The organism is Microbacterium croceum (genome assembly GCF_023091245.1).
Taxonomy (GTDB): domain Bacteria; phylum Actinomycetota; class Actinomycetes; order Actinomycetales; family Microbacteriaceae; genus Microbacterium; species Microbacterium croceum.
This window is the reverse complement of sequence record NZ_JAHWXN010000001.1, coordinates 549,532-573,269: the sequence shown is the minus strand read 5'-3', so window position 1 is coordinate 573,269 and position 23,738 is coordinate 549,532. Positions and strand designations below refer to the sequence as shown.

At 66.1% G+C, this 23,738-nt stretch carries 22 protein-coding genes; 16 read left to right on the top strand and 6 right to left on the bottom strand.

The features are described 5' to 3' along the window. Positions 1-44: 44 nt before the first annotated feature. Together dnaN and dnaA are read right to left on the bottom strand one after the other, a co-directional pair. Positions 45-1,187, bottom strand: a complete 1,143-nt coding sequence (gene dnaN, locus KZC51_RS02660; protein ID WP_247628472.1) for a DNA polymerase III subunit beta — start codon at positions 1,185-1,187, stop codon at positions 45-47. A gap of 495 nt (positions 1,188-1,682) precedes the next feature. After that, entirely contained in the window at positions 1,683-3,095 is a 1,413-nt protein-coding gene (dnaA, locus tag KZC51_RS02655; protein ID WP_141873581.1) for a chromosomal replication initiator protein DnaA, read from the bottom strand. A gap of 318 nt (positions 3,096-3,413) precedes the next feature. Between dnaA and rpmH the strand changes: the two genes are divergently transcribed. From rpmH to KZC51_RS02605, 10 genes are all read left to right on the top strand, one after another. After that, positions 3,414-3,551 (top strand): 50S ribosomal protein L34, encoded by a 138-nt coding sequence (gene rpmH / locus KZC51_RS02650; protein WP_045278552.1) that lies wholly within the window; start codon positions 3,414-3,416, stop codon positions 3,549-3,551. A 6-nt stretch (positions 3,552-3,557) separates the two neighbouring features. After that, complete coding sequence (rnpA, locus tag KZC51_RS02645; RefSeq protein WP_247628471.1) at positions 3,558-3,914, top strand: ribonuclease P protein component; 357 nt, start codon at positions 3,558-3,560, stop codon at positions 3,912-3,914. Further along, a complete protein-coding gene (yidD, locus tag KZC51_RS02640; protein ID WP_247628470.1) occupies positions 3,911-4,261 on the top strand; it encodes a membrane protein insertion efficiency factor YidD in 351 nt (116 codons plus the stop codon). Before rnpA ends, yidD begins: the two co-directional genes overlap by 4 nt. A gap of 3 nt (positions 4,262-4,264) precedes the next feature. Continuing rightward, positions 4,265-5,335, top strand: a complete 1,071-nt coding sequence (yidC, locus tag KZC51_RS02635) for a membrane protein insertase YidC (protein WP_247628469.1) — start codon at positions 4,265-4,267, stop codon at positions 5,333-5,335. Beyond that, on the top strand, positions 5,332-5,823 hold the full coding sequence (locus tag KZC51_RS02630) for a Jag family protein (protein WP_247628468.1): 492 nt from the start codon (positions 5,332-5,334) through the stop codon (positions 5,821-5,823). The genes yidC and KZC51_RS02630 overlap by 4 nt, the downstream gene beginning before the upstream one ends. A 34-nt stretch (positions 5,824-5,857) precedes the next feature. Beyond that, positions 5,858-6,481 (top strand): 16S rRNA (guanine(527)-N(7))-methyltransferase RsmG, encoded by a 624-nt coding sequence (rsmG, locus tag KZC51_RS02625; protein ID WP_247628467.1) that lies wholly within the window; start codon positions 5,858-5,860, stop codon positions 6,479-6,481. 1,637 nt (positions 6,482-8,118) lie between these two features. Beyond that, a complete protein-coding gene (locus KZC51_RS02620; protein ID WP_247628466.1) occupies positions 8,119-9,045 on the top strand; it encodes a ParA family protein in 927 nt (308 codons plus the stop codon). Next, a complete protein-coding gene (locus KZC51_RS02615) occupies positions 9,045-10,007 on the top strand; it encodes a ParB/RepB/Spo0J family partition protein (protein ID WP_247628465.1) in 963 nt (320 codons plus the stop codon). Before KZC51_RS02620 ends, KZC51_RS02615 begins: the two co-directional genes overlap by 1 nt. A gap of 62 nt (positions 10,008-10,069) precedes the next feature. Continuing rightward, positions 10,070-11,518: a sugar porter family MFS transporter gene (locus tag KZC51_RS02610; RefSeq protein ID WP_247628464.1), complete on the top strand. Its 1,449-nt coding sequence runs from the start codon at positions 10,070-10,072 to the stop codon at positions 11,516-11,518. A 9-nt stretch (positions 11,519-11,527) separates the two neighbouring features. Then, positions 11,528-11,863, top strand: coding sequence for a tryptophan synthase subunit alpha (locus KZC51_RS02605; protein WP_247628463.1), 336 nt, complete (start codon positions 11,528-11,530; stop codon positions 11,861-11,863). A gap of 234 nt (positions 11,864-12,097) precedes the next feature. On the opposite strand, the gene trxA is transcribed toward KZC51_RS02605, so the two are convergent. From trxA to KZC51_RS02585, 4 genes are all read right to left on the bottom strand, one after another. Further along, complete coding sequence (trxA, locus tag KZC51_RS02600) at positions 12,098-12,421, bottom strand: thioredoxin (RefSeq protein WP_247628462.1); 324 nt, start codon at positions 12,419-12,421, stop codon at positions 12,098-12,100. A 67-nt stretch (positions 12,422-12,488) separates the two neighbouring features. After that, positions 12,489-13,463, bottom strand: coding sequence for a thioredoxin-disulfide reductase (gene trxB / locus KZC51_RS02595; protein WP_247628461.1), 975 nt, complete (start codon positions 13,461-13,463; stop codon positions 12,489-12,491). Positions 13,464-13,582: 119 nt separating this feature from the next. Next, positions 13,583-15,217, bottom strand: a complete 1,635-nt coding sequence (murJ, locus tag KZC51_RS02590; protein WP_247628460.1) for a murein biosynthesis integral membrane protein MurJ — start codon at positions 15,215-15,217, stop codon at positions 13,583-13,585. Beyond that, positions 15,210-17,405 carry a DUF6049 family protein gene (locus KZC51_RS02585; RefSeq protein ID WP_247628459.1) on the bottom strand — a complete coding sequence of 732 codons (2,196 nt, stop codon included), beginning with the start codon at positions 17,403-17,405 and terminating at the stop codon, positions 15,210-15,212. Before KZC51_RS02585 ends, murJ begins: the two co-directional genes overlap by 8 nt. Positions 17,406-17,502: 97 nt before the next feature. Between KZC51_RS02585 and KZC51_RS02580 the strand changes: the two genes are divergently transcribed. The 6 genes from KZC51_RS02580 (at position 17,503) to KZC51_RS02555 (ending at position 23,732) form a co-directional block, all read left to right on the top strand. After that, entirely contained in the window at positions 17,503-19,011 is a 1,509-nt protein-coding gene (locus tag KZC51_RS02580) for a DUF7059 domain-containing protein (protein WP_247628458.1), read from the top strand. Between the two features lie 29 nt (positions 19,012-19,040). Further along, positions 19,041-20,096 carry an LLM class flavin-dependent oxidoreductase gene (locus KZC51_RS02575; RefSeq protein WP_247628457.1) on the top strand — a complete coding sequence of 352 codons (1,056 nt, stop codon included), beginning with the start codon at positions 19,041-19,043 and terminating at the stop codon, positions 20,094-20,096. 39 nt (positions 20,097-20,135) lie between these two features. Beyond that, the gene (locus KZC51_RS02570) at positions 20,136-20,324 is read left to right on the top strand and encodes a hypothetical protein (protein ID WP_247628456.1); all 189 of its coding nucleotides are present in this window, start codon (positions 20,136-20,138) and stop codon (positions 20,322-20,324) included. Positions 20,325-20,621: 297 nt separating this feature from the next. Then, positions 20,622-21,269 carry a response regulator gene (locus tag KZC51_RS02565; protein ID WP_247628455.1) on the top strand — a complete coding sequence of 216 codons (648 nt, stop codon included), beginning with the start codon at positions 20,622-20,624 and terminating at the stop codon, positions 21,267-21,269. After that, a complete protein-coding gene (locus KZC51_RS02560; RefSeq protein ID WP_247628454.1) occupies positions 21,266-22,981 on the top strand; it encodes a sensor histidine kinase in 1,716 nt (571 codons plus the stop codon). Before KZC51_RS02565 ends, KZC51_RS02560 begins: the two co-directional genes overlap by 4 nt. 79 nt (positions 22,982-23,060) lie before the next feature. Continuing rightward, the gene (locus KZC51_RS02555) at positions 23,061-23,732 is read left to right on the top strand and encodes a GAP family protein (RefSeq protein WP_372491745.1); all 672 of its coding nucleotides are present in this window, start codon (positions 23,061-23,063) and stop codon (positions 23,730-23,732) included. Positions 23,733-23,738: the final 6 nt, after the last annotated feature.

Here is a 23,738-nt window from a genome sequence, read left to right as displayed (position 1 = left end):
TGGACACACGACGAGACGGGAGCGTCTCCGGCGAGGAACCGGTGTCAGCGCAGGAGGAGGTTCGGCTGCAGCAGGTACTTGAAGGAATCCAGGCCGGCCTGGTCGACCGAGGTCTGGCTCGTCACGAGGACCGGGCTCAGCTTGTTGGCGTTGTCGCTCGAAGTGAAGGTCACGCGCACGAACTCGCTCTTCACCGCGCCGAGGGCTTCGATCAGGTACTGCGGGTTCAGCCCGAGGGTGACCTCGTCACCGCCGTGGAGGATCGCGTCGACCGATTCGGATGCACGCGCGTGCTCACTGCCCGACGCATCCATGGTCACACTGTCGCTCGAGAACGTGAAACGCAGCGGGGCGGCGCGGTCGAGCACGAGTGCGACACGGCGAACGGCCTCGACGAGGTCTGCCGTGTTGATGACCGCGTAGTGGTCCGTCTGCTCGGGGAACAGTCGGCGCACGGGCGGGAAGTTGCCCTTGATCAGCAGAGAAGTCACGGTCTTGTTACCCGAGGTGAACGCGATGATCTCGCGATCGCCCGCACCCGAGAAGGCGATCTGGATCGTGCCCGCATGCCCGAAGGTCTTTCCGACCTCGAGCAGCGTACGCGCGGGAACAAGCGCCGTCGTCTCGACGGTCTCGCCGTCCCACGGGACATCCCGGAGAGAGACCCGGTAACGGTCGGTGGCGACGAGGCTGAGATTGTGACCGGAGACCTCGAGCTGCACACCTGTGAGAACGGGGGTCACATCATCACGGGAGGCGGCGAAACCGACCTGGGAGATCGCCGTGGCGAAATCGTCGGCCGGCACGACACCCGACGAGCCGGAGACCTCCGGGATCGAGGGATATTCCTCGACCGGCATCGCTGCAAGGGTGAATCGGGCGGATCCGCAGGTGACGGTGATGCCGCCGTCTTCTTCGACGGCGATCTCGATCGGTGCGTTCGGAAGCCGGCTCGCGATGTCGGACAGCAGTCGGCCGTGCACGAGGATCGTGCCGGGCGTATCGACTGTCGCCTCGATGGTCGTGCGAGCCGACGCCTCGTAGTCGAAGGCCGAGAGTGTGAGTCCCGAGCCATCCGCCTCGATCAGGACGCCGGCGAGGATCGGCTGGGGATTGCGCTGCGGCAGAAGCTTGACGACGAACGAGACTGCCTCGCTGAAGACATCGCGGTTGACCTGAAACCTCACGGGTGCTCCCTTGTCGTCATTCTTCGACGTGTGTCGTCGTCTGTCCCTGTGCAGGGCTTCCCATGCTAGCCCCAGAGTCACAGGTATCCCTACGCCCGAGGGATTTGTGATTCGGATCCCGGTTTTCACACTGTCTGGTGATCGGATCGCGCCTTAACTGGGTTAACTCCTTAACAGTGTTAACAGCTGTGGATTCTGTGGATAACTCGGTGGATAGCTGTCGGGAGTAAGGAACTACACCTTTGTCACTTGTGGAATCCCTGAGGAAACCGGGGGTGGAGGACGATCCGGCCCCTGGGGACTTCCCCGGAGTTATCCACAGGTTTGCGTGATCGGCCCACATCCGGGCGTCGCCGTTCAACATTCATCCACAAGTTATCCACATGTGCATAGACGCATTTACCGGGGGCCCGGTCGGCGTGTCAAGTCGGCAAAAAGGGGGACACCCCACCCGAACGGATGCGGTGTCCCCCTCTGCGGGAGTGTGACGAGCCCTCAGCGGCGACCGAGCTGAGTGGTGATCTCCGTGACCTGGTTGTAGATCGAGCGCCGTTCCTTCATGAGTTCGCTGATCTTCTTGTAGGCGTACATCACGGTCGTGTGGTCGCGATTGCCGAAGAGCTGCCCGATCTTCGGCAGCGACAGACTCGTGCGCTCACGGCACAGGTACATCGCGATCTGGCGCGAGGTCGCGATCTGCTGCGATCTGCTCGATCCGTAGAGGTCGTCGACCGTGAGCTTGAAGTACTGCGCGGTGGCGGTGATGATGTCGGTCGGCGAGATGATGTTGTCTTCCGCCGTGTCGATGATGTCGCGCAGGACCGTCTGCGCGAGCGAGATGTCGAGCGCCGACCGGTTGAGGCTCGCAAAAGCCGAGACGCGGATCAGGGCGCCTTCGAGCTCGCGGATGTTGGAGGACACGACGGTCGCGATGTACTCCAGCACCTCATCGGGGATGTGGAGGGCCTCGCTCTGTGCCTTCTTACGGAGGATCGCGATACGCGTCTCGAGGTCGGGTGCCTGCACGTCGGTGATGAGGCCCCACTCGAAGCGGCTGCGCATCCGGTCCTCGAAACCGGTGAGGTGCTTCGGCGCGACATCGCTCGTGATGACCACCTGCTTGTTGTGGTCGTGGAGCGTGTTGAAGGTGTGGAAGAAGGCTTCCTGGGTCTCCGCACGTCCCTGCAGGAACTGGATGTCGTCGATCAGGAGGATGTCGACCTCGCGGTAGCGCGCCTGGAACGCGGCGCCACGGTTGTTCGCGATCGAGTTGATGAAGTCGTTCGTGAACTCCTCGCTCGACACGTACCGCACTTTGACGCCCGGATAGAGGGACTGCGCGTAGTCGCCGATGGCGTGGAGGAGGTGCGTCTTGCCCAGACCGGAGTCTCCGTAGATGAAGAGGGGGTTGTACGCCTTGGCCGGCGCTTCGGCCACGGCGACGGCTGCCGCATGGGCGAAGCGGTTGGACTGACCGATGACGAAGTTGTCGAAGGTGTACTTCGGGTTGAGGCGTGACTCGTGCCGCATCGGCGTCGGCTGTTCCATGGGGGACTCGACGCGCACATGGTCCTGCCGCGCGAAGTCACCGTCCTGACGTCCGAACTCGGACACGGGGATCGGAGCGGTGGGCTGCTCGGCGAGTTCGTGATTGACGACGACGCGGAAAGCCGTGACCTCATCGCCCAGGTGGGTGAGCGCTTCCATGATCGGAAGACGGAGCCTCTTGTTGATCTGCGCCGCGGTGAGATCGTTCGGAACCTCGAGGTAGAGGGTCGCGGCCATCACGCCGGCTGGGACGGCGAGGCTGAGGAAGCCCTGGAGCTGTGGAGTGACGCGATCATCAGACTCCAGCAGCTCCTGCACCGTGGTCCAGATCGGGACGTCGGGCTGGGCTGGTGTGGACATGACGCTCCGGGCGGGGGATCGGTGAGGGGTCCTCGATGCTGCGGTCCCCTGTGGATAACTTGCTCTGCCACGGTAGTCATCCGGGCCTCGAACGGCAACCTGCCCTTGAAAACACGCGAGCGTGTTGTGCACGCGCCGAGCACGAGGGTTGTGGATAATGGCTGTGCGGTTCACTCTGGACGCCGTATGCCTCAGCGCGCAGATTTGCTCTGCGCGCCACCAAGACGTACCCTTACTTGGTTGACTTATGCCATTTTTGGCAGTACCCCATGTCTCCGGTCGCAGTGAACCCGGTGGCAGCATTCCCGGAGTGATTCCATGACTAAGCGCACCTTCCAGCCCAACAACCGTCGTCGTGCCAAGAAGCACGGCTTCCGTGCTCGCATGCGCACCCGCGCCGGCCGCGGCATCCTCGCCGCTCGTCGCGCGAAGGGCCGCACCGAGCTCTCCGCGTAGTCCGCTGTGCTCGCCCGCCCGTATCGGCTGACCCGCGGGAGCGACTATCGACTGGTCGTTCGACGTGGATCCCGTTGTGGCGGGGCGCGCGTCGTGACCTCGATGTTGTCGACGGGCGAGAGCACCGTTGCACGGTTCGGTTTCATCATCAGCAAGCAGGTGGGGAACGCCGTGGTGCGCAACTCCGTACGCAGACGGCTCAAAGCCGTCTGCGCGGAGGCGCTGCCGCGCGTCCCCGAGGGCACGGATGTCGTCATCCGTGCCCTTCCTGCGTCTGCCACCGCGACCTATGCGGAACTGAGTGCGGATGTGAACCGCTGCCTCGGCCGACTGAGTCCGGCGCCTGCCGAGGTACCGACATGACGGCTCTTCCGGCTTCGTCGATCGGCGACGCGCATCTGCAGGGTCGCGATCTGCTGCGGAGCATCCCGCTGATCCCGCGCAACCTGGTGCTGGGATTCCTCGCGGGATACCGCACGGTGATCTCTCCTCTGTATGGAGATGTGTGTGCGTACTACCCGTCGTGTTCCGCCTACGCTGTAGGTGCAGTGCAACAGCACGGCGCTGTGCGGGGATCGCTGGTCTCGGCCTGGCGCATCCTTCGTTGCAACCCTTGGTCTCGCGGTGGCGTCGATGACGTTCAGCCGCACAAGCACTTCCGCTACGACCTGACTGCTCGCGGTTTCGTCGTCCCTGCCCGAAAGGACTGATCAGTGGGTCTTGATCTCCTACTAGCCAGCACAACTCCCAGCGACGCGCCCGCCGCGGGAGGCTTCGATCTGCTCGGCACCATTCTGTGGCCGCTGAAGTGGGTCGTCGAGCTGATCCTCGTCGCTTGGCACTGGCTTCTCACGGCGGTCGGGCTGCCGGCGGCATCCGGACTCACGTGGGTACTGTCGATCGTCGGTCTCGTCATCGTGGTCCGTGCTGCTCTGATCCCGCTCTTCGTGAAGCAGATCAAGAGCCAGCGAAAGATGATGGAAATTGCTCCTGAACTGCGAAAAGTACAGGAGAAGTATCGCGGCAAGAAGGACCAGCTCTCTCGTGAGGCCATGAGCCGCGAGACCATGGCGCTGTACAAGAAACACGGCACGACGCCGATGTCGAGCTGCCTGCCTCTGCTCGTACAGATGCCGATCTTCTTCTCACTGTTCAGCGTGCTGAGCGACGTCAGCAAGCACGCGAAGGACAGCATCGGAGGAGTGGGCCTGCTCAACCCGGAGCTGACCCAGCAGTTCTACGACGCCAAGCTCTTCGGGGTGGCCTCCCTGCACGAGACGCTCGGGAATGCCGTCGACACCGGTAACACGACCGCGATCATCATCCTCGTCACGCTCGTCGTACTCATGATCGGTTCGCAGTTCTTCACCCAGCTGCAGATCATCTCGAAGAACCTGTCGCCCGAGGCCAAGACCGGCCAGGCGTACCAGATGCAGAAGATCATGCTCTACGTGCTGCCCCTGGGCTTCATCTTCTCGGGCATCTTCTTCCCGCTCGGCGTCGTCGTGTACTGGTTCATCTCGAACCTCTGGACCATGGGACAGCAGTTCCTCGTCATCCGCGAGATGCCGACCCCCGGCTCTGAAGCGGCGAAGGCGCGCGAGGAGCGGTTGGCCCGCAAGGGCAAGGCGATCGACTCATCGGGCAAGGTCGTTCCTATGTCGGTGTACGAGGCGGAGCAGCAGCGCAAGCTCGAGGAAGTCGAGAAGGCGAAGGCCGAGGCTCCGAAGCGACAGCAGCCCGTCGGCAAGAAGCGTGCGAAGAAGAAGGGGAGCGCCTCATGACCGAGAGCGTGACGGAGAGCGTCGAACCCACGGTGGCTCAGCTCGAGAACGAAGGCGACATCGCCGCGGATTACCTCGAGGAACTCCTCGACATCGCTGACATCGATGGCGACCTGAACCTCGACGTTCGTCAGGGCCGCGCCTACGTATCGGTCGAAGCGGAGGATGACGGACTCGCACTCCTCTCTGCTCCCGACACGGTGCAGGCTCTGCAGGAGCTGACGCGCCTCGCAGTGCAGAACAAGACCGGTGCGTTCTCTCGTCTGATCCTCGACATCGGCGGATCTCGCGACATCCGCCGTCGGCAGCTGGAGACTCTGGTCGATGCTGCGGCTGTCAAGCTCGATGAGGGATCGTCGCAGGCGTCGCTGCCGGCCATGTCGAGTTACGAGCGCAAGCTGGTGCACGACATCGCCTCGGACCGTGGCCTGGTGTCGGAGTCCTACGGCGAGGGTGCAGACCGGCACACGGTCCTTCGCCGACGTTGATGTTTCACGTGAAACATCAACGGGGAGTGCGCACGTGACTGTTCTCGAGAAGGAGCCGAGGATAGCCGCTGATCTCTTCGGAGATCGGATCGACGTGGCGCGACAGTTCACGGATGCGCTGGCGCGTGAAGGGGAGGAGCGCGGTCTGATCGGACCGCTCGAGCTTCCTCGACTGTGGACGCGACACATCCTGAACAGTGTGATCGCAGCTCCGCTCTTCCATGGATCTGTGGCGGACATCGGTTCCGGTGCCGGCCTTCCCGGTTTGGTGCTCGCCATCGCACGTCCAGATGTGCAGTGGACCCTGATCGAGCCGATGGAGCGGCGTGTCACCTGGCTCAACGAGCAGGTGACGGCACTGGGCCTGGAGAACGTGGTGGTTCACCGTGCCCGCGCTGAGGATGTACGCCGCCCCGACGGATTCGACGTCGTGACAGCGAGAGCTGTGAGTGCGTTGCGTACCCTCATCCCCCTGACTGCCCCGCTGGTGAAAGACGGGGGAGAGCTCGCGCTGCTCAAGGGCATGAATGTCGATAGCGAGATCGCGGCGGCGCAGAAGGCCATCAAGAAGTTCACGTTGTCAGATGTGCGCGTCGAGGTTCTCGGCGATGGGGTGCTCTCGGAGACGACCCGGGTTCTCCGGGCTGTCGTTCGATAGTTATCGTCGCATGTTTCACGTGAAACATGCCTCGTGCCCTGATGCGTGAGGGCAATGATGGAGTACCCGCCTCTGTCGTTGCTCTTCGGTGCGCTTCTCCTGTCAGGGGAGAGGGAGCCCTGCCCGCAACAGCCGCTCTTCGCGATGCTCAGTTCGGGAGTATCCCCATCGTTCCTCGGTCGTGTCTTGACCTCGGGGCCGTGGCGAGACACTCGTGTAGTTCGACATCGGTTGACTCGGGTGGCGGGTCGAGTCCGACGATGGCCGCGCGCGAAGATGGGTTTCACGTGAAACATGGGCATGGCGGCGTGCTCACTGAGACTCACCCGTATCGAACACCTCGTGGGGGCTGTAGCGGGAGCTGACGTGCTCTTGAGGGAAGCGCGGAGCGGGGCGTCGAGATGTTGGTCCCTCGCCGAGGAAAGACGATGCGTGCGCCTCGTTGCGGTACGCGGCCGCTCTCGAGGGTGGTTGTGAGACGGTCACTCGCGAGGAGAGGTCGGTTACGTTCGACCGCCGTGTGGTGACCGCATCGAGCGTGACTCGCGGGGCGTGAGGCAGTGGAGTGTTGCACGTGAAACACGGGAGTGCGGCTCGAGCACTCAGGGAACTGATGACCTGGCTATGCATTGACTGAGGGCGTTATCCACAGGTAGTCCGAGGTCGTGCAGAACGCGGATCGTCGTCGGCTTCCCTGTGTTTGATAGGAAACGCGGGCGCGGATGGCAGGAGAGAGCCGGCAAGTCCCGTCCCGAATGGGCGTTGCTCCACAGATCCATCCACAGGCCCGGGAGCCGGTCTCGGGTGAGGGCTCGGGTAGGCAGGACGGGGCGTTTCACGTGAAACACATGCTCCACGCGCTTCGCGAAGCGGACTGCGTGATCTGGTCAGGGAGTACGGGGGCGTCGATGCCGAAGCTCTTGCACAGCACACACCCTCTCTCGACGTCGCGAGGTCGGCGAGAAAGTGGCTGCCGGGCGTTGATGGATGCCGGGTTCCTCCGCTCATCCCGGCTGTCTCCCCTCGCAGTTCTCGCTCGGAAGCGTGATGCGCGCGCTGCCGAGAGGGGCGGACTCCAGGGAACCGTGAGCTCTGCTGGAGGTGCCAAGCTCAACATCACGAGCAACGCAGGTGCGAAGACACGACATCGACGCCGTGGCCGCTCAGAGGATGCGTCACGTGAGACACCCTCCTCGCTGTCGGGCTACCTGAGTAGGCGCGGACACCATCCGATCGGCGATCGATACAGTTCACTCCAGCGGAGGGCGATCGATCACGCCCTCCGCAAGAGAGGTGCGTTTCACGTGAAACACCTCTGGGCATCGGGGCGCAAGTCGTGTGGGACATGGCGATCGCACGAGGTGTCCGCAGTGCGCGACGCTCGGCGGGCGGTCCATACCCCGCTCTCACGTCGGCAACACGAATCGCGCCTTCTCGGAGGCAGTGTCCCTCTCAGTCTTCAGGTGATTCCTATCGGAATGGAGGCGCGGGTGAATGGCGCCGAGGGTGGGGCGGGGCGTGAGCAGACGGGACGATCCTCTGCGCGCGTCAGGGAGCAATGCGATGGACAGGACGGAAGACCGACGATCATGGTCCGTCCCAGCGATTAGAGTAGAACGCGGCCCCGAAAGGAGTGGATGTTTCACGTGAAACAGTCCGACAAGGCATCCTCGAACGAATCGTTCGGTATGGATACACCGCTCGCGCGGGAACTCGCAGACCTCTCCGCCCGGCGGCGTGCCCTGGAATCCGCCAAAGTGGAGTTCACGGGTGGCACACGCGTGCTGACGGTGTCCAACCAGAAGGGTGGCGTCGGCAAGACGACCACCGCGGTCAACGTCGCATCAGCCCTCGCAGGGCTCGGTGCCAAGGTCCTCGTGATCGACCTCGACCCCCAGGGCAACGCCTCGACAGCGCTCGGTGTTCCGCACAGTGCGGATATCCCCAGTGTCTATGACGTGTTGATCGACGAGTTCCCCCTCGCTGACATCATTCAGCAGAGCCCAGAGAACCCGAACCTGTTCTGCGCGCCCAGTACGATCCACCTGGCCGGCGCCGAGATCGAGCTCGTCGCGCAGGTGGCACGCGAACATCGACTGCGTCGCGCGCTGGAGGACTACCTCACTGGGAGCCCGATGGACTTCGTGATCATCGATTGCCCCCCGTCGCTCGGGCTGCTGACGATCAACGCGTTCACTGCAGCGTCTGAGGTGTTCATCCCTATCCAGTGCGAGTACTACGCACTGGAGGGGCTCAGCCAGCTGCTCGGCAGCATCCAGATGATCCAGAAGCACCTGAACCCGGCGCTTCACCTCTCGACCATCCTGTTGACGATGTTCGACGGGCGTACGCGGCTGGCGCAGCAGGTCGCGGATGAGGTCCGCACCCACTTCCCGACTCAGGTGCTCGAAACCGTCATCCCGCGCTCCGTGCGGGTGTCGGAGGCCCCGAGTTTCGGCCAGACCGTGATCGCCTACGATGGGCAATCCGCCGGCGCGATCGCGTACCGCGAGGCCGCTGTCGAGATCGCGGCGCGCACAGCGTCGCAGAGCAAGGAGAAATGATGGCGAAGCGCACTGGATTGGGCCGTGGAATCGGCGCTCTCATCCCGACCGCCGATCAGTCCGAGCGTCCCGTGGACGTGTTCTTTCCCGGCGCGAGCCTGCGGCCGTCGCCGGAGACCACGGCGCCGACCGAGGATCCTGATCTGACCGCAGTTCCCGGCATCCATCTGGTGCAGGTCGACCCGCAGAAGATCGTGCCGAACCCGCGACAGCCCCGCACCCACTTCAATGCGGAGGACCTCGCCGAGCTGGTGCACAGCGTACGCGAGTTCGGTGTGCTCCAGCCCGTGGTGGTGCGCAAGAACTCCGAGGGTGACTACGAGCTCATCATGGGGGAGCGGCGCACCCGCGCGGCGCGGGAGGCCGGTCTGGAGACCATCCCCGCGATCGTGCGTGAGACCGCCGACGAGGATCTGCTGCGCGATGCGCTGCTCGAGAACCTGCATCGCTCCGAGCTGAACCCTTTGGAAGAGGCTTCCGCCTATCAGCAGCTGCTGGAGGACTTCGGCATCACGCAGGAGGAGCTCGCAACGCGGATCGGACGCTCGCGTCCGCAGATCAGCAACACGATCCGCCTGCTCAAGCTTCCGGTCCCCGTGCAGCAGCGGGTGGCGGCCGGTGTGCTCACCGCTGGTCACGCACGGGCGATCCTGAGCCTCGAGAGCGCTGAGGCCATGCAGCGCCTCGCTGACAAGGTCGTGAATGAGGATCTCTCCGTCCGCGCCACGGAGGAGGCCGCGAAGCACCAGCCGGCGGCGGCGGGCTCGACCCCGAAGCCGACGCCCGGAGCGCGACGCGCCTACCTCGACGAGGTGGCAGGAAAGCTCGGAGACCGGCTGAACACCCGCGTCAAGATCGCGCTCGGCGCGCGAAAAGGGCAGGTCACGATTGATTTTGCTTCGATTCAAGATCTGAACCGCATTCTCGAGGAGCTCGGCGAAGAGGGCTACGGAAAGAGCTGACGCCGCCCGAGGCGTGCCGGGACGGGCCTAGACTCCCCTCAACAGACGTCGGGGAGGACATCATGTCAGCGACACCATCGGGTTCGGCTCTGAAGGGTCGCGTGATCGCGATCAGCATCGCGGCGGCATTGGGCGGCTTCCTCTTCGGCTTCGACACTGCGGTGATCAACGGGGCGGTGGACGCCCTTGCGGGATCCGGTTCCGGGTTCGATCTCGGCGTCGGACTCAAGGGCTTCGCCGTCTCATCCGCGCTGATCGGCTGCGCGGTGGGCGCATGGTTCGCCGGTCCGCTCGCCAACCGGTACGGGCGCATCCCGATCATGGTCGCCGCAGCGATCCTCTTTCTGCTCTCTTCGATCGGATCAGGCCTCGCATTCAGCGTCGTCGACCTCATCATCTGGCGCGTCGTCGGTGGACTCGGTGTCGGCGCGGCATCCGTGATCGCGCCGGCCTACATCGCAGAGGTCTCACCCGCGCGGATGCGCGGACGTCTGGGCTCGCTCCAGCAGCTCGCGATCGTCACCGGCATCTTCGTCGCGCTGTTGTCGGATGCGATGCTCGCGGATGTCGCCGGGGGAGCGGCAGAGCCTCTCTGGGGTCTATACGCATGGCGCTGGATGTTCATCGCCGAGGCGATCCCCGCGATCGTCTACGGCATCATGGCACTGCGCCTGCCGGAGTCCCCGCGCTATCTGGTCGCCAAGGGGCAGCTCGAGAAGGCATCCGAGGTGCTGACAGCGGTGACCGGAACGGTCGACGTCGACGCGAAGATCACGGAGATCACCGGCACGATCAACACCGAGCGCTCGGAGTCGCTGCGCGACCTGCGCGGCAACCGCTTCGGGCTGAAACCGATCGTGTGGGTCGGGATCCTGCTCTCCGTCTTCCAGCAGTTCGTCGGCATCAACGTCATCTTCTACTACTCCACGACGCTGTGGCAGTCGGTCGGCTTCGGTGAAGCGCAGGCGCTCACGATCACCGTGATCACCTCCGTCACCAACATCGCCGTGACGATCGTGGCGATCCTGCTGGTCGACAAGGTGGGGCGGCGCATCATGCTGCTCGTCGGCTCGGTGGGCATGACGATCTCGCTCGGACTGATGGCCCTCGCCTTCTCGTTCGGCACACTGGATTCCGCCGGAGCGGTGACGCTTCCGGACCCATGGTCGACCGTGGCGCTGATCTGTGCGAATGCGTTCGTGGTGTTCTTCGGGGCGACATGGGGCCCGTTGGTCTGGGTGCTTCTGGGAGAGATGTTCCCGAACTCGATCCGTGCCGGTGCCCTGGCCGTCGCCGCAGCGGCGCAGTGGGCGGCGAACTTCTTCATCTCCACGACGTTCCCCGCGTTTGCGCAGATCGGTCTGCCGTTCGCCTACGGCTTCTATGCCTTCTTCGCACTGCTGTCGTTCTTCTTCGTCTACTTCCAGGTCGCAGAGACCAAGGGCAAAGAGCTGGAGGAGATGAGCGACGACGTGAAGATCGAGCGCCGACCACGGCGCACGCGCGCGTAGGCTGGAAGCATGACCGAGTCCGTCCCCCGCCGTGCCAGCCTCGAAGTGCTGCGTGCGGAGGCGGCCGACGAACTCGCCGTGCTCATCCAGGAGCGTCTCCTCGGTGGCGAAGACCCCTGGGAGTTCATGGAGGAGCTGCCGAGCGTCGACGAGCTCGTGGTGTACCTCTTGCGCGCCGACAACATCACGGCCAACGACGGAGTGCGCCCCAACGCCGCTCGGCACTACCGTGTGCTGCGTCAGATCGCTCTGGAGTACCCAGAGCTCACCCCGGCCGTCTGGGGCCTCCTGGACGAGAAGCAGCGCCACCGGCGCTGGGACCCTTCGGTCGCCGACGCCTTCTGACCGGTACGCGCGGCCCTGGGGGCATCCGTCCGTCACCTTCTGCGGAGAATGTGAACTTTCGCGGTCGATATCAGCGGGATCGTCCGCAATTCTTGAGATCGCCCGTGATTCTTGGCGCACCGGAGCCGGTGCGCAGAGCCAGTTGCGGGGTGTGAACCCCGGACGGGTCAGAGCCGGGGACGCGAAAGGCCGCCGCCTCCCGGAGGAGACGGCGGCCTGGACGTGTGTGGGAACTCAGCCGATGAAAGCGGCGAGGTCCTTCTCGAGGGCGAACTTGGGCTTCGCGCCGATGATGGTCGTCTTGACCTCACCACCGCTGAAGACCTTCATCGCCGGGATCGACGTGATCTGGTACTTCATCGCCAGCTCGGGATTCTCGTCCACGTTGAGCTTGAGGATCGTGATCTTGTCGGGGTTGTCGGCCTGGATCTCGTCCAGCACCGGGGCGACCATGCGACACGGGCCGCACCACTCCGCCCAGAAGTCCACCAGCACGGGACCCTCGGCCTGCAGAACGTCCTGCTCCCAGGTCGCCTGGCTCGTAGCCTTTGCACTCATCAGAGTTCTCCTTGATTCGAGGTTCGTCTGCTACAACAGCCGACGAGGTGAAACTGTTCCCGCGGGGTCACGCAGTGAGGATCTCGGCGGCCTCGGCAGCCGGGACCTCGACCGAGGCGTCATCGAAATCCGCGAGGAAGTGCTCCGCGTCGAGAGCGGCGACCGTTCCGGACCCGGCAGCCGTGATGGCCTGGCGGTAGGTCGGGTCGATGACGTCTCCGGCAGCGAAGACGCCGGGGACCGACGTCACCGACGAGCGTCCGTCGACCCAGATGGTGCCCTCCTCCGTGAGCTTCAGCTTGTCGTGCACGAGGTGCGTGCGCGGGTCGTTGCCGATCGCGATGAAGAGTCCATCGAGCGGGAGGTCACGGAGGGTGCCGTCGACCGTGGAGCGCAGCTGCACGCCGGTCACGGAGTCGCCACCGAGCACCTCGGCGACCTCGCTGTTCCACACGAACTCGATCTTCTCGTTCGCGAACGCGCGCTCCTGCATGATCTTCGAGGCGCGGAGCGAGTCCTTGCGGTGGATGACGTAGACCTTCTCTGCGAAGCGCGTGAGGAAGGTCGCCTCCTCCATCGCGGAGTCGCCGCCACCGACCACGGCGATCGTCTTCTCGCGGAAGAAGAAGCCGTCGCACGTGGCGCACCACGAGACGCCGTAGCCGGAGAGACGCTCCTCGCCCTCGATGTCGAGCTTGCGGTACGCGGAACCGGTCGCGTAGATCAGCGCCCTGGTCTCGTGCTCCGCACCGCTGCCCAGGATGACCTTCTTGACGGGGCCGTCGAGCTGCAGCTCGGTGACGTCGTCGTAGACGACCTCGGTGCCGAACTTCTCGGCCTGCTCCTGGAACTTCGCCATGAGCTCTGGGCCCTGGATGCCCTCGGGGAAGCCCGGGTAGTTCTCGACCTCGGTGGTGTTCATGAGCTCGCCGCCGACCTCGACCGAGCTCGCGATGAGCAGCGGCTTGAGGTTCGCTCGGGCTGCGTAGATGGCAGCCGTGAATCCGGCGGGGCCGGAGCCGATGATGATGACCTGACGCATGTGCTCTCCGTCTTAGAAACTGCAGTCGAATGACCTTCGAGTGCTTCAACCCATGGTAGCCGCGAGGCATTCCCTGACCAGGGTCGCGTGTCGGGCTGGGAGACGGCTCGATGGCCGCCTCAGCGGCCGGGCAGGAATCGGCGCACCAGGGCGCCCGCGACCGTGAGCTCGGGGGCACGCATCAGGGCGAGGATGCCGATGTAGACCCCGACCACGACGAGGCCGATGACCGCGGTGCCGAGGGCGCCGAGGAACTGGCCGGCGACCATCCATCCGTCGGCGCCTCCGGCGAGCAGGTAGACGCCCCAGCCGGCGAATCCTGCGGGGATGCCGGCGACGGCGAAGCGGCCGATCGTGAGCATCCAGCTGCCGACCTGCAGGCCGCCGATCTTGCGGTGCAGCAACCAGGTCGCCACCACGGTCTGCAGGATGCTCGCGATCGACTGACCGAGGGCCACCGCAGCGGCGAGAGAGGTGATCGGGATGACATCGGCCTCGAGCAGACCCCAGGCGGCGAGAGTGGTCGCCACGATCAGCACGCACTGGAAGATCGTGAACCAGAACGGCGTGCGGGTGTCGTCGTAGGCGTAGAACGTGCGCTGCACGATGAAGAGGATCGTGAGCGGGATCAGGCTCACGAGGTAGCAGAGCAGGACGAGGGCGGCGGCTTCGGCGGCGCTCGCGGCGCTGACGTCTTCCGTGGCCTTCGAGAAGACGCGGGATGCGGGGATCGCGGAGGCTGCGACGGCAGCGACGGCAGCGACGATGAAGAAGAGGAGGGTGCGGATGCTCCGCGCGATGTCCGCACGGACCTCCTGATGGCGGCCCGCTGCCGCGTGCTCGCTGATCTGTGTGAAGTAGGGAGTACCGATCGACAGCACGATGACCGAGTACGGCAGCATGAAGATCAGCCAGGCGTTCGCAGTCACCGTCGCCGAAGCCCCGGCACCCGCCGCCTCGCTGATGATGAACCCCTGCAGCATTCCGGCGGCAAGACTCGCGAAGGCCATCAGGAAGGTCCACCCGGCGAGGCGCCCGACAGCGCCGAGACCGACACCCCGCCACCGGAAGTCGGGCTTCAGAGCGAGACCGGTGCGACGCCAGAACACCAGAAGCACGACCGCCTGAAGGGCGATGCCCAGTGTCGCCGTGCCGCCGAGGGTGTTGATCATCGCCGGCGTCCACTCCGCCGCGTTCGTGGAGACCGGAGCGAACACGGCGCCCAGGATGAGGAACCCGATGATCGAGACGACGTTGTTGATGACGGGAGCCCAGGTGAACGGACCGAAGATTCGACGGGCGTTCAGAGCTTCGCCCAGCAGGGCATAGAGGCCGTAGAACAGGATCTGCGGAAGGCACCAGTACGCGAGCGCTGTGGCGAGAGCCAGGATGTCGGGCGATGCCTTGCCCGCGGCCAGATGAACCAGCCACGGGGCAGCGGCCGTCGCGATCCCGGTGATCACGACCAGGACGACGGTTCCCAACGTGAAGAGTTTCGAGATGAAGGCGTTCCCGCCGTCGGCATCCGCCGCGGCCTTCACGATCTGAGGGACGATGACGGCCGTGAGGATACCCACGGAGATCAGCGAGAACACGCTGTTCGGGAGCTGGTTGGCGAACGTGAAGGCATCGGCCGGTCCCGATTTGTAGGAGCCGATCACCCCCACCAGCACGATGCTGCGCAGCAACCCCGTCACGCGCGACACCATGGTGCCCGCGCCGATGATGGCGCTCGCGCGGCCGAGGCTACTCATTCGGCTTCTCGGTCGAGGCGGCATCCGGGCCAGTGTTCACAGCATCCTCTTCCACAGCATCCGGATCGGCGGCTTCGTCTGCATCCGCCGCTTCCGCGTTCGCCTCGTTCCGTCGGCGCCGCACAGTGCGCCACACGCCCAGCCCGATCAGCACGACGATCAGCCCGCCGAGGACGGCGAGCCCGATGGTCTCCCATTCGGCACGCACGGCGACGCGGACGCTCTCGGTTCCACCGATCGGAACACCGGTGGGAGTCGACAGGCTCAGCCGGAGCGTGAGCTCGCCACTACCGACACGGGCGGACACGGGAACCTTGACGCGGGTGCTGGACTTCGCGGGGACCTCGGCGATCGTCACCGGTTCCACATCGAGGCGCAGGTCGGTCGGGATGACCGTCAGCTGCACGGTCACCGGCCAGGGCAGGTCGTTGCGCACCCGGAAGGGGAGATCGGCGGCAGCGGTGAGCAGCTGGATCGTGCTCGACGGAGGGATGCTGACCGCGCTCAGGGTCTTCTGTGTCGCTGTGCGGTGCGCGGCGACCTCGGCACCGAAGGAGTCCGCCGGGATGCCGACGGCGAGGGTGCGCAGGATCCGGATGCGCTCGGGGCTCAGCATCAGCTGAGGGTCCGTGAGGATCGAGGAGAAGCCCGTGAGCGTGTTCTCGTCGGCGAGCAGCTCGCCGACGGCGGCAGCGCGACCCGCATCGGGCTTCGTCGTCAGCTTCGCAGCTGTTGCGGGTGTGGCGCGGAGGTCGGTGAGACCGAATCCCACGGTGTCGGCGGTGGAGATCGCATCTCGCAGCGCATCGGCACTGCGGGTCTCGTCGCGATCGAGTCCGACGAGCAGAGGAGTGGTGGGGGAGCTCTGTGAGGCGAGGAAGAGATGCGCTGTCGCTGCCGCCAGAGAGCGTTGGCGGGCCGCGGTGTGGTTCTCTGCCGCTGCCTGCGACAGCACTCCCGACGCCGCATCGTCGGTGACCAGGATCGCGGACGAGCCCACGGTGGCGTGCGCAGAGGTCTCGCCGCCGACGCTGCTCGACGGGAGGACCGTGAGAGGAGCGCGGCCGAGGTAGTCCGCGAAGGTCGCCAGGTCGTCTTGGGTGACGTCTCCGCGCGGCCAGAGCACCCCGGATATCGAACCGTCTACCTCGGAGAGCGTCTCGTCGTCGGGAAGCGTGGGCGTCTCCGGCGCCGCGGGGGAGGGTGTGGCGCTCATCGCGGGGGCATCCGTGATCGGAGCGGCCGGCGTCTTCGGGAAGTTCCGTTCGTCGAGGAACGGTGCGAGAGTGGTCGGCTGCAGCAGCGACGGGAGCTGGGCCTGTGCCTGCGCGGTGGCATCCGCGTCACCGAACTGGAGGGCGAACCGCTCGTTCGGCAGCTCGTCGAGCCGGGCGAGCCACTCGGTCGCCGATGCCGGTGCCGCGGTGCCGAGCACGCGGATCGAGGCCATGATCGCCGGGTCGATGGCGAGGATCGCCGCGGTACCCGCGACGCCGTCGAGCTGCGCGGTGAGCGCGCCGTCGTCGGCAGTGAGCGTGCTGAGCTCGTCTGACGTGAGCAGCGCGCCGTCGGCCGGAGTCGCCGTGATCGGCACGAGAACACCGACCCGCGCGGCCCTGCCGGCCGTGACGACCAGCACGCTCGTCGCCTCGGCATCGCGATCGACCTCGTCATCGGTTTCCGCTGCTCCTGTGGTCGCGCCGGTGAGAACCGCGCGCAGCGGGTAGACCCCCGGAGCGATGTCGCCGAGCACGTCGTCCGGCATGACGACGGTCGTCGACTCCTCGTCGCCGGCATCCACGGAGGTCGTGGTCTCGCTGCCGAGCGCGGTGAAATCACCGGAGGCGTCGCCGTCGTCGAGCCAGGTGGTGATCGCCTCGTTGTCGACGAGCGGTGTGCGGTTGAGCTCGACATGCACTCGTCCGCCGCTCAACGGCGACTCGGTCTCGTTCTGCACCGTGACGATCGCCGACGTCGAGCCGCCGACGGCCACGGCACCCCGTGCCCCCGCCGAGACGTAGAGCTCGACCGTCTCGTCATCCTTCGTCGGAGCGTCGTCGGTTGCGGCGACGACTCCGCTGGGAGCCACGAATCCACAGACCCCGAGTGCGATCGCGAAGACCGCCGTCCTGCGCGTGAGTCGCAGAAGGAGCGCACGGAGGCCGGCTTCGGGGGTGGTCACGGTCATGAAGGTCTTCCTCGAACGCCCGGGACAGGGCTGATCGTGAGTACTGACCTAGTGATTCTAGGAGGCCCGAGGAAGGAGAACCCTGAAGGCGCGTAGAGTGACGGCCGTGTCCGACACCCCTGCACCCGTCCCCGAACCCTTGCTGTGCGCGGCGCTCGCCGCCGATCTCGACGCCGCCGACCTGCGCTCGGAGCCTCTGCGGAGCCTCTGGGGGGAGGAAGCGGACGACGCACTCGCCCGCGGCATGCGCGAGCCGATCCTGCGGGAGATCCGCGGCGACGACGGGGTGCTGGCGACCCTCGGGCGTCTGCTGGTGCTGGGGATGCCGCAGCCCCGGGAAGCCGTGGAGGCGGCGCTGCCACGACTGAGGGTGGCAGGACTCGTCGGTCTGGGTCTCGCGAGAGCGGATGCTGCGACGGTGACCCCCACCGCGCTGTTGCGCCCGCAGTCGTTCGTCGACACGGACGGCGTCGGTGAATGGTGGATCGCCAGCGACCTCGACGAGGTGGCGCTCGATGGTGCGCTGCCGCCCGATCACGTCCTGGGTGTCGGCGGCGCCTCGCGCACCCTGGCGGAGATCGTGGTGCCGATCGAGGTGGAACGCGCACTCGATCTCGGCACCGGGTGCGGCATCCAGGCGTTGCTGGTCGCCCGCCGTGCCGGCACGGTGGTCGCGACGGACATCTCGGCTCGGGCGCTCGCTTACGCCGAGATCAACACACTGCTCAACGGCGTGAGCAACATCGAGTTCCGCTTGGGCAGCATGTTCGAGCCGGTCGCCGGCGAGGCCTTCGATCTGATCGTCTCGAACCCGCCGTTCGTGATCACGCCCCGCGGAGACGATGTGCCCGAGTACGAGTACCGCGACGGCGGACTGGTCGGCGACGCGCTGGTGGAGCAGTTCGTGCGCACCGCGCCGTCGTACCTCACCGAGGGCGGCATCGCGCAACTGCTGGGCAACTGGGAATCACGCGGCGGGGTGGCCGGTCTGGCGCGGCTGGATGCGTGGGTGCCCTCGGAACTCGACCTCTGGGTGATCGAGCGCGAGCAGCTCTCACCCCTCGGCTACGCGGAACTGTGGATCCGCGACGGCGGCACGACCCCCCGCGACCCGGCGTTCACCCCGCTGCTGACCGCCTGGCTCGATGACTTCGCGGCCCGGGGGGTGACCTCGATCGGCTTCGGCTACGTGCTGATGCGCCGTGGTGTCGGTACGCCGTTGCGCCGGACGGAGCGCCTCGTGCAGCACGTCTCGGGTGTCGGCCAGGCCCTGGGCGCTGGGCTGCACGGTCACGATCTTCTCGCCGATGGCGTGCCCGCCACGCTGCTCACCGCGGCGGATGTGACCGAGGCCCGGCACCTGCTGCCCGGAAACGACGACCCGAGCGTGATCGAGCTGCGCCAGGGTGGCGGGTTCGCGCGCACCGTGAACGTGGACCCCGCGCTCGCCGCATTCGTCGGCGCTTGCGACGGCGACCTCACCGTCAGCCAGATCGCCCAGGCCCTCGCCGACCTGTTCGACGTGGCGCTTCCCGAGCTGTGGAACGAGTTGGAGCCGCGCATCCGCTCGCTCGTGCTCGACGGCTTCCTCGTGCCGGCGGAATAGTCCCCGGCATCCATGCGTTCGAATAGATCATGAAGGCTTTCGGATTCCTCTCTTTCGGGCACTACGCCGACGTGCCAGGTTCGGCGACCCGCACTGCGGGCGACATGCTGAAGCAGACGATCGCGATCGCGGAGGGCGCCGACGAGATCGGAGTCAACGGTGCCGCGGTGCGCGTGCACCACTGGGCGCGCCAGGCCGCGTCTCCGATGCCGTTGCTCGCAGCGATGGCGGCACACACGAAGCGCATCGAGGTCGGCACCGGCGTGATCGACATGCGCTATGAGAACCCTCTGCAGTTGGCAGAAGAGGCGGCCGCGCTCGACCTGATCGCCGACGGGCGGATCGCACTCGGCGTGAGCCGTGGGTCACCCGAGACGGCGCTGCGCGGTTATGAGGCCTTCGGCTTCCGCGACCAGGAGGACCCCGAGCGCGGCAGTGTGCTCGCCCGCGAGAAGTTCGACATCTTCCTGCGCGCGATCGACGGTGAACGCCTGGCTCAGGGCGACCCTCGGATGGTCGGGGCCGGGCACTATCTCGCGATCGAACCACAGTCGCCGACGCTCCGCGACCACATCTGGTGGGGCTCGGGATCCCGCGCCACCGCCGAGGAGACCGGTCGCAAGGGGCTCAACATGATGAGCTCCACGCTGGTCACCGAGGCGACGGGGCAGCCGTTCCACGAGCTTCAGCGCGAGCAGATCGAGCTGTTCCGTTCCGCGTACAAGGAGGCCGGTCACACCGGCACCCCGCGCGTCTCGGTGAGCCGGAGCGTCTTCCCGCTGATCTCCGACATGGACCGCGCGTACTTCGGTCTGCGCAGCGAGGAGAACGGCGATCAGATCGGCGTCATCGACGGCTTCCGCTCCACGTTCGGCAAGACCTACGCGGCAGAGCCCGACGTGCTGATCGAGCAGCTGAAGAACGATGAGGCCGTGATGGCCGCGGACACCCTGATGCTGACGATCCCGAACCAGTTGGGGGTGGACTACAACCTGCACGTGTTGCAGGCCTTCGCCGAGCACGTGGCTCCGGCGCTGGGGTGGAAGCCGAACACGGAAGGGCCTGTCGAGGGGTACGCGATCTGAGCTGGTCGACCGAGGGGCCCCGTTGATAGGCTCGCGTTCATGAAGACCAACTGGACGCTGCTACTGACCTCAGTACTTCTTCTCGCGGGCTTCTTCCTCGTGCGCAGCACCCAGGAGTTCTCGCAGGGTCTCGGGTATGCCTTCATCCTGGGCGCATGTGCGGTCCAGCTTCGCTACATCCTCAAATCGATCAGTACATACCGCAAGCGTCAGCTCAACCAGAGCTGATCGGGCCGTAGCGCGCGGACACTGGCATCCTGATGTCCGTCGACGAGCACATACTCCTTCGAGGCACCTGCCGACGCCGTGCGCATCGGCGCGGTCGGAGCGGACGGGCAGGGTCCGCTGGCGAGAACAGGCCTCGGGCCGGAGACGTTCGCCTGAGCCGCGGGTGGCGCGGTCGTGCTGATCCTCGGCGCGACGCTGCTGATCGCCTCCCGTCGTCGCTCGAAGCGCGACTGACGCGCGTTGCACCCCTGCGGCACCCCCGGCGAGTGCGGTCGTCACGTCCCCTACGCTGTGAACGTGCCGGAGAAGTGGACTCGACGAGTGCTGTTCGTGGAGGATCAGCAGATCGTCAGCGTGCTGGTCGGCGAGCTCCTCGTCGCTGCCGGGTTCCTGGTGAAGTCGGTCGCCACCGCAGCCGATGCTGTGGACCTTCTCGAGGACTTCGATCCGGACGTACTCGTGACAGACATCGAGCTCGGCTCCCGTCCTGACGGCGTCGAACTCGCCATGATCGCCCGTTCGCTCGCTCCGCATCTCGGGGTCGTGTTCCTCACGAGCTTCACTCGCGCGGCCACGACCGGATTCGGCCGTACGATCACCGGTGCGGTGACCGTGGACAAACTCACCTTCAGCGATCCGAGCGAACTGGTGGCCGCGATCGAGGCATCAGTGCGTGCGGACGCCACGCCCGTGCCCGGAGTGGAGGGGGATGAGGAGCTGATCGACCGGCTGACGCCGCATCAGCGACGCATACTCTCGCTGATCGCTGCCGGGCTCTCGAACCGGGAGATCGCGGAGCGGAGCGGAGCGAGCCTCCGTGCAGTGGAACGAAGCGTCAGCCGCGTGTTCGACACGCTCGGCGTCTCGCACGTGAGTGCCATCAACCCGCGGGTCGCCGCAGCGAATCGGTACAGCCGACTCTTCGGCCGCCCCTCGGAGCAATGACACGGGTCGGCCGCGTGCGCGCAGCGCGTGACGTGTTCACGAGCGGAACCTTCTTCACGCCATGGAGCTGGGTGCTGACGGCTCCTTTCGCGCTGACCATCCTGGGTGGTCACGACGCAGCGTCCACCGTTCGGGATCGTCTCGCGGGGGTGGCGGTCGCCGCCGCCGTCCACGTGCTGTGCGGTCTGCCCGGCATCCTCGCCGCAGGGGGTGAGCGTGCGACCTCGTCACGAGGCGCACGCGCCGGCATCGTCGTCACGGCACTCCTGATGATCGGGGTGATGCGTCCGGTCCTCATCGGATGGTTCACGCAGCAGGCCGGGCTGCCCGGCTTTCCCGTGCCGATCTCGATCCGCATCACGACCAACCTCTTCGCCGTCTTCGTCGCCACCACCCTGATCGCGGTTCTCGTCGGATCCCTGCGCCGTCGGAAGGAGACTGTCGCCGAGCTGGGAATCGTCGCGGGATGGCTGAATGCGGAGAGGACATACGGGCGTCGGCTGTTCGCAGAAGTCGATCGTGTTCTCGCCGACGAGGAACGGGCCCTGCTGTTTCGACTCGATGAGCTCGAGCGTCGGGGCGGAGCCCTTTCGGCATCCGCGCGGGCAGAGGCATTGTGCACGTTCAGCGGCATCGCCGTACGCTCCGCCAGTCGTCACCTCTACGAACTTCGGGAGGGGGATGCGCTCGCGGCATCTCTCGAGAAGGGACGACCGCCGTCGCCGCCCGCTCGCCCCCGCGGGATGCGCCTGGTGCCCGCGGCGACCGGAACGCCGATCGCCCTGTATCTCGTGCTGCTCGCCCCGTTCGCACTCGCCCGGCTCCCATTGACGACCGTCCTCCTGGCCGCAGTCATCGCCGGGGTGATCGGCTGTGCCGGTGAGATGCTCCTGCGGTGGGTGGCCGTGAGAGTGATCGGGCGGTGCACGTCGGCGCTGGTCGTCATCGTCGGGAGCGTGGTGATCGCGGCGCTGATCCTGATGGCGACGGCATCCATCGCCGGCGGTGGGGTGATTCTGACGGCGCCCGTGGTGTACGCCGTCGTCGCGATCATGTGCGCCGCGGTCGCCGGTCTCGCCACGGAACTCCGCGCCCAAGAGATGATCCTGTCCGAGCAGATCCGCGCCTACAGGGTCGACGAGCACGATGCACACCGTCGCGCCGCACAGCGTTTGTTCGATGCGGCCCAGGCACTGCACGGGCGTGTGCAATCGACCTGCCTGGTGGCGGCCGTGCAGCTCAGCCGCGCAGATGAGGGCAGCGTCTGGGAGGACGCGCTCGTCGACACTCGACGGGCCATCGAAGGACTTCGGCACGCCGCTCCCCGGCCGGCAACGACGTCCGAAGCGACGTTCAGCGCGGTACTCGCGGGCTGGAGTCGTGTCATCGACATCCGCTTTCACGCAGAGGAGGCCGCCTGGGAGATCGCCGACCGGCATCCGGAGATCCTGCAGCAGGTGGTCGATGCGACGTCCGAGGCTCTCACGAACATCCTGCGACATGGCACCGAGCGGGCCGCGACGGTGACACTGTCAGCATCCGAAGCACGTCTGCGGCTCACCGTCGATTCGCCCGGGGGAATCCGCTCCGTCGCCGGCGACGGCATCGGCCTGCGGGCACTGCGAGCGCGCGCGGAGTCCGCGCACCTGACGCAGCACGAGGGGGCCGTGCGTCTGACGGTCGCGTTCCACGGCCAGACCCACGGGTCGTAATTCCCGAACCTCCCGCCGCGCGCCCGGATGGCGGGAGATACCGTTCCAGCGACGGCATCGAGGAAGAAGGATCATGCACGTGGGCGACCTTGGCCAACTTCTGCCGCTGGCAGTGGGCAGCATCATCAGTCCGTTGCCGATCGTCGCGATCGTGGCGATCCTGCTGTCCCCCCGAGGTCGGGCCAACGGGCTCGCATTCGCCGGCGCGACCACTGCCGTCGGTGCGGTGTTCACGATGATCGCGGCGGTGACGACGGCCGGTGCCGGTGCCGGACACTCGGACGGGGACGACACCGTCGTTCTGGTGCTGACCGCCGCGCTCCTGATCGGCTTCCTGGTGCTCGCCTGGCTCAGCTGGCGCAGCAGACCGCGCGACGGTGCAGAACCGAAGACCCCCTCCTGGCTCGCCGCCGTCGATTCCCTCACCCCGATGAAGGCCGCGGGGCTGGGTGCCCTGATGGCGGCGACGAACTCCAAGAACATCCCGCTCGAGCTGAAGGCGGGCGCGCTGATCGGAGCCCACGATCTTCCGCTGCTGACGGTCATCCTCGTCAGCGTGGTGTTCGCCATCATCGCCGCGCTCGGGGTGCTGCTGCCCACCGCGCTCGCCGCCAGTGGCTCGCAGACCATCGCGGGCGGGCTCAACCGACTCAAGGTCGAGATGGTTCGGCACAACGCGGTCATCATGACCGTGCTGTTCGCGATTCTCGCCGGTGTCGAGGGCGCGCACCTCATCCATCAGCTCGCATGACAGGAG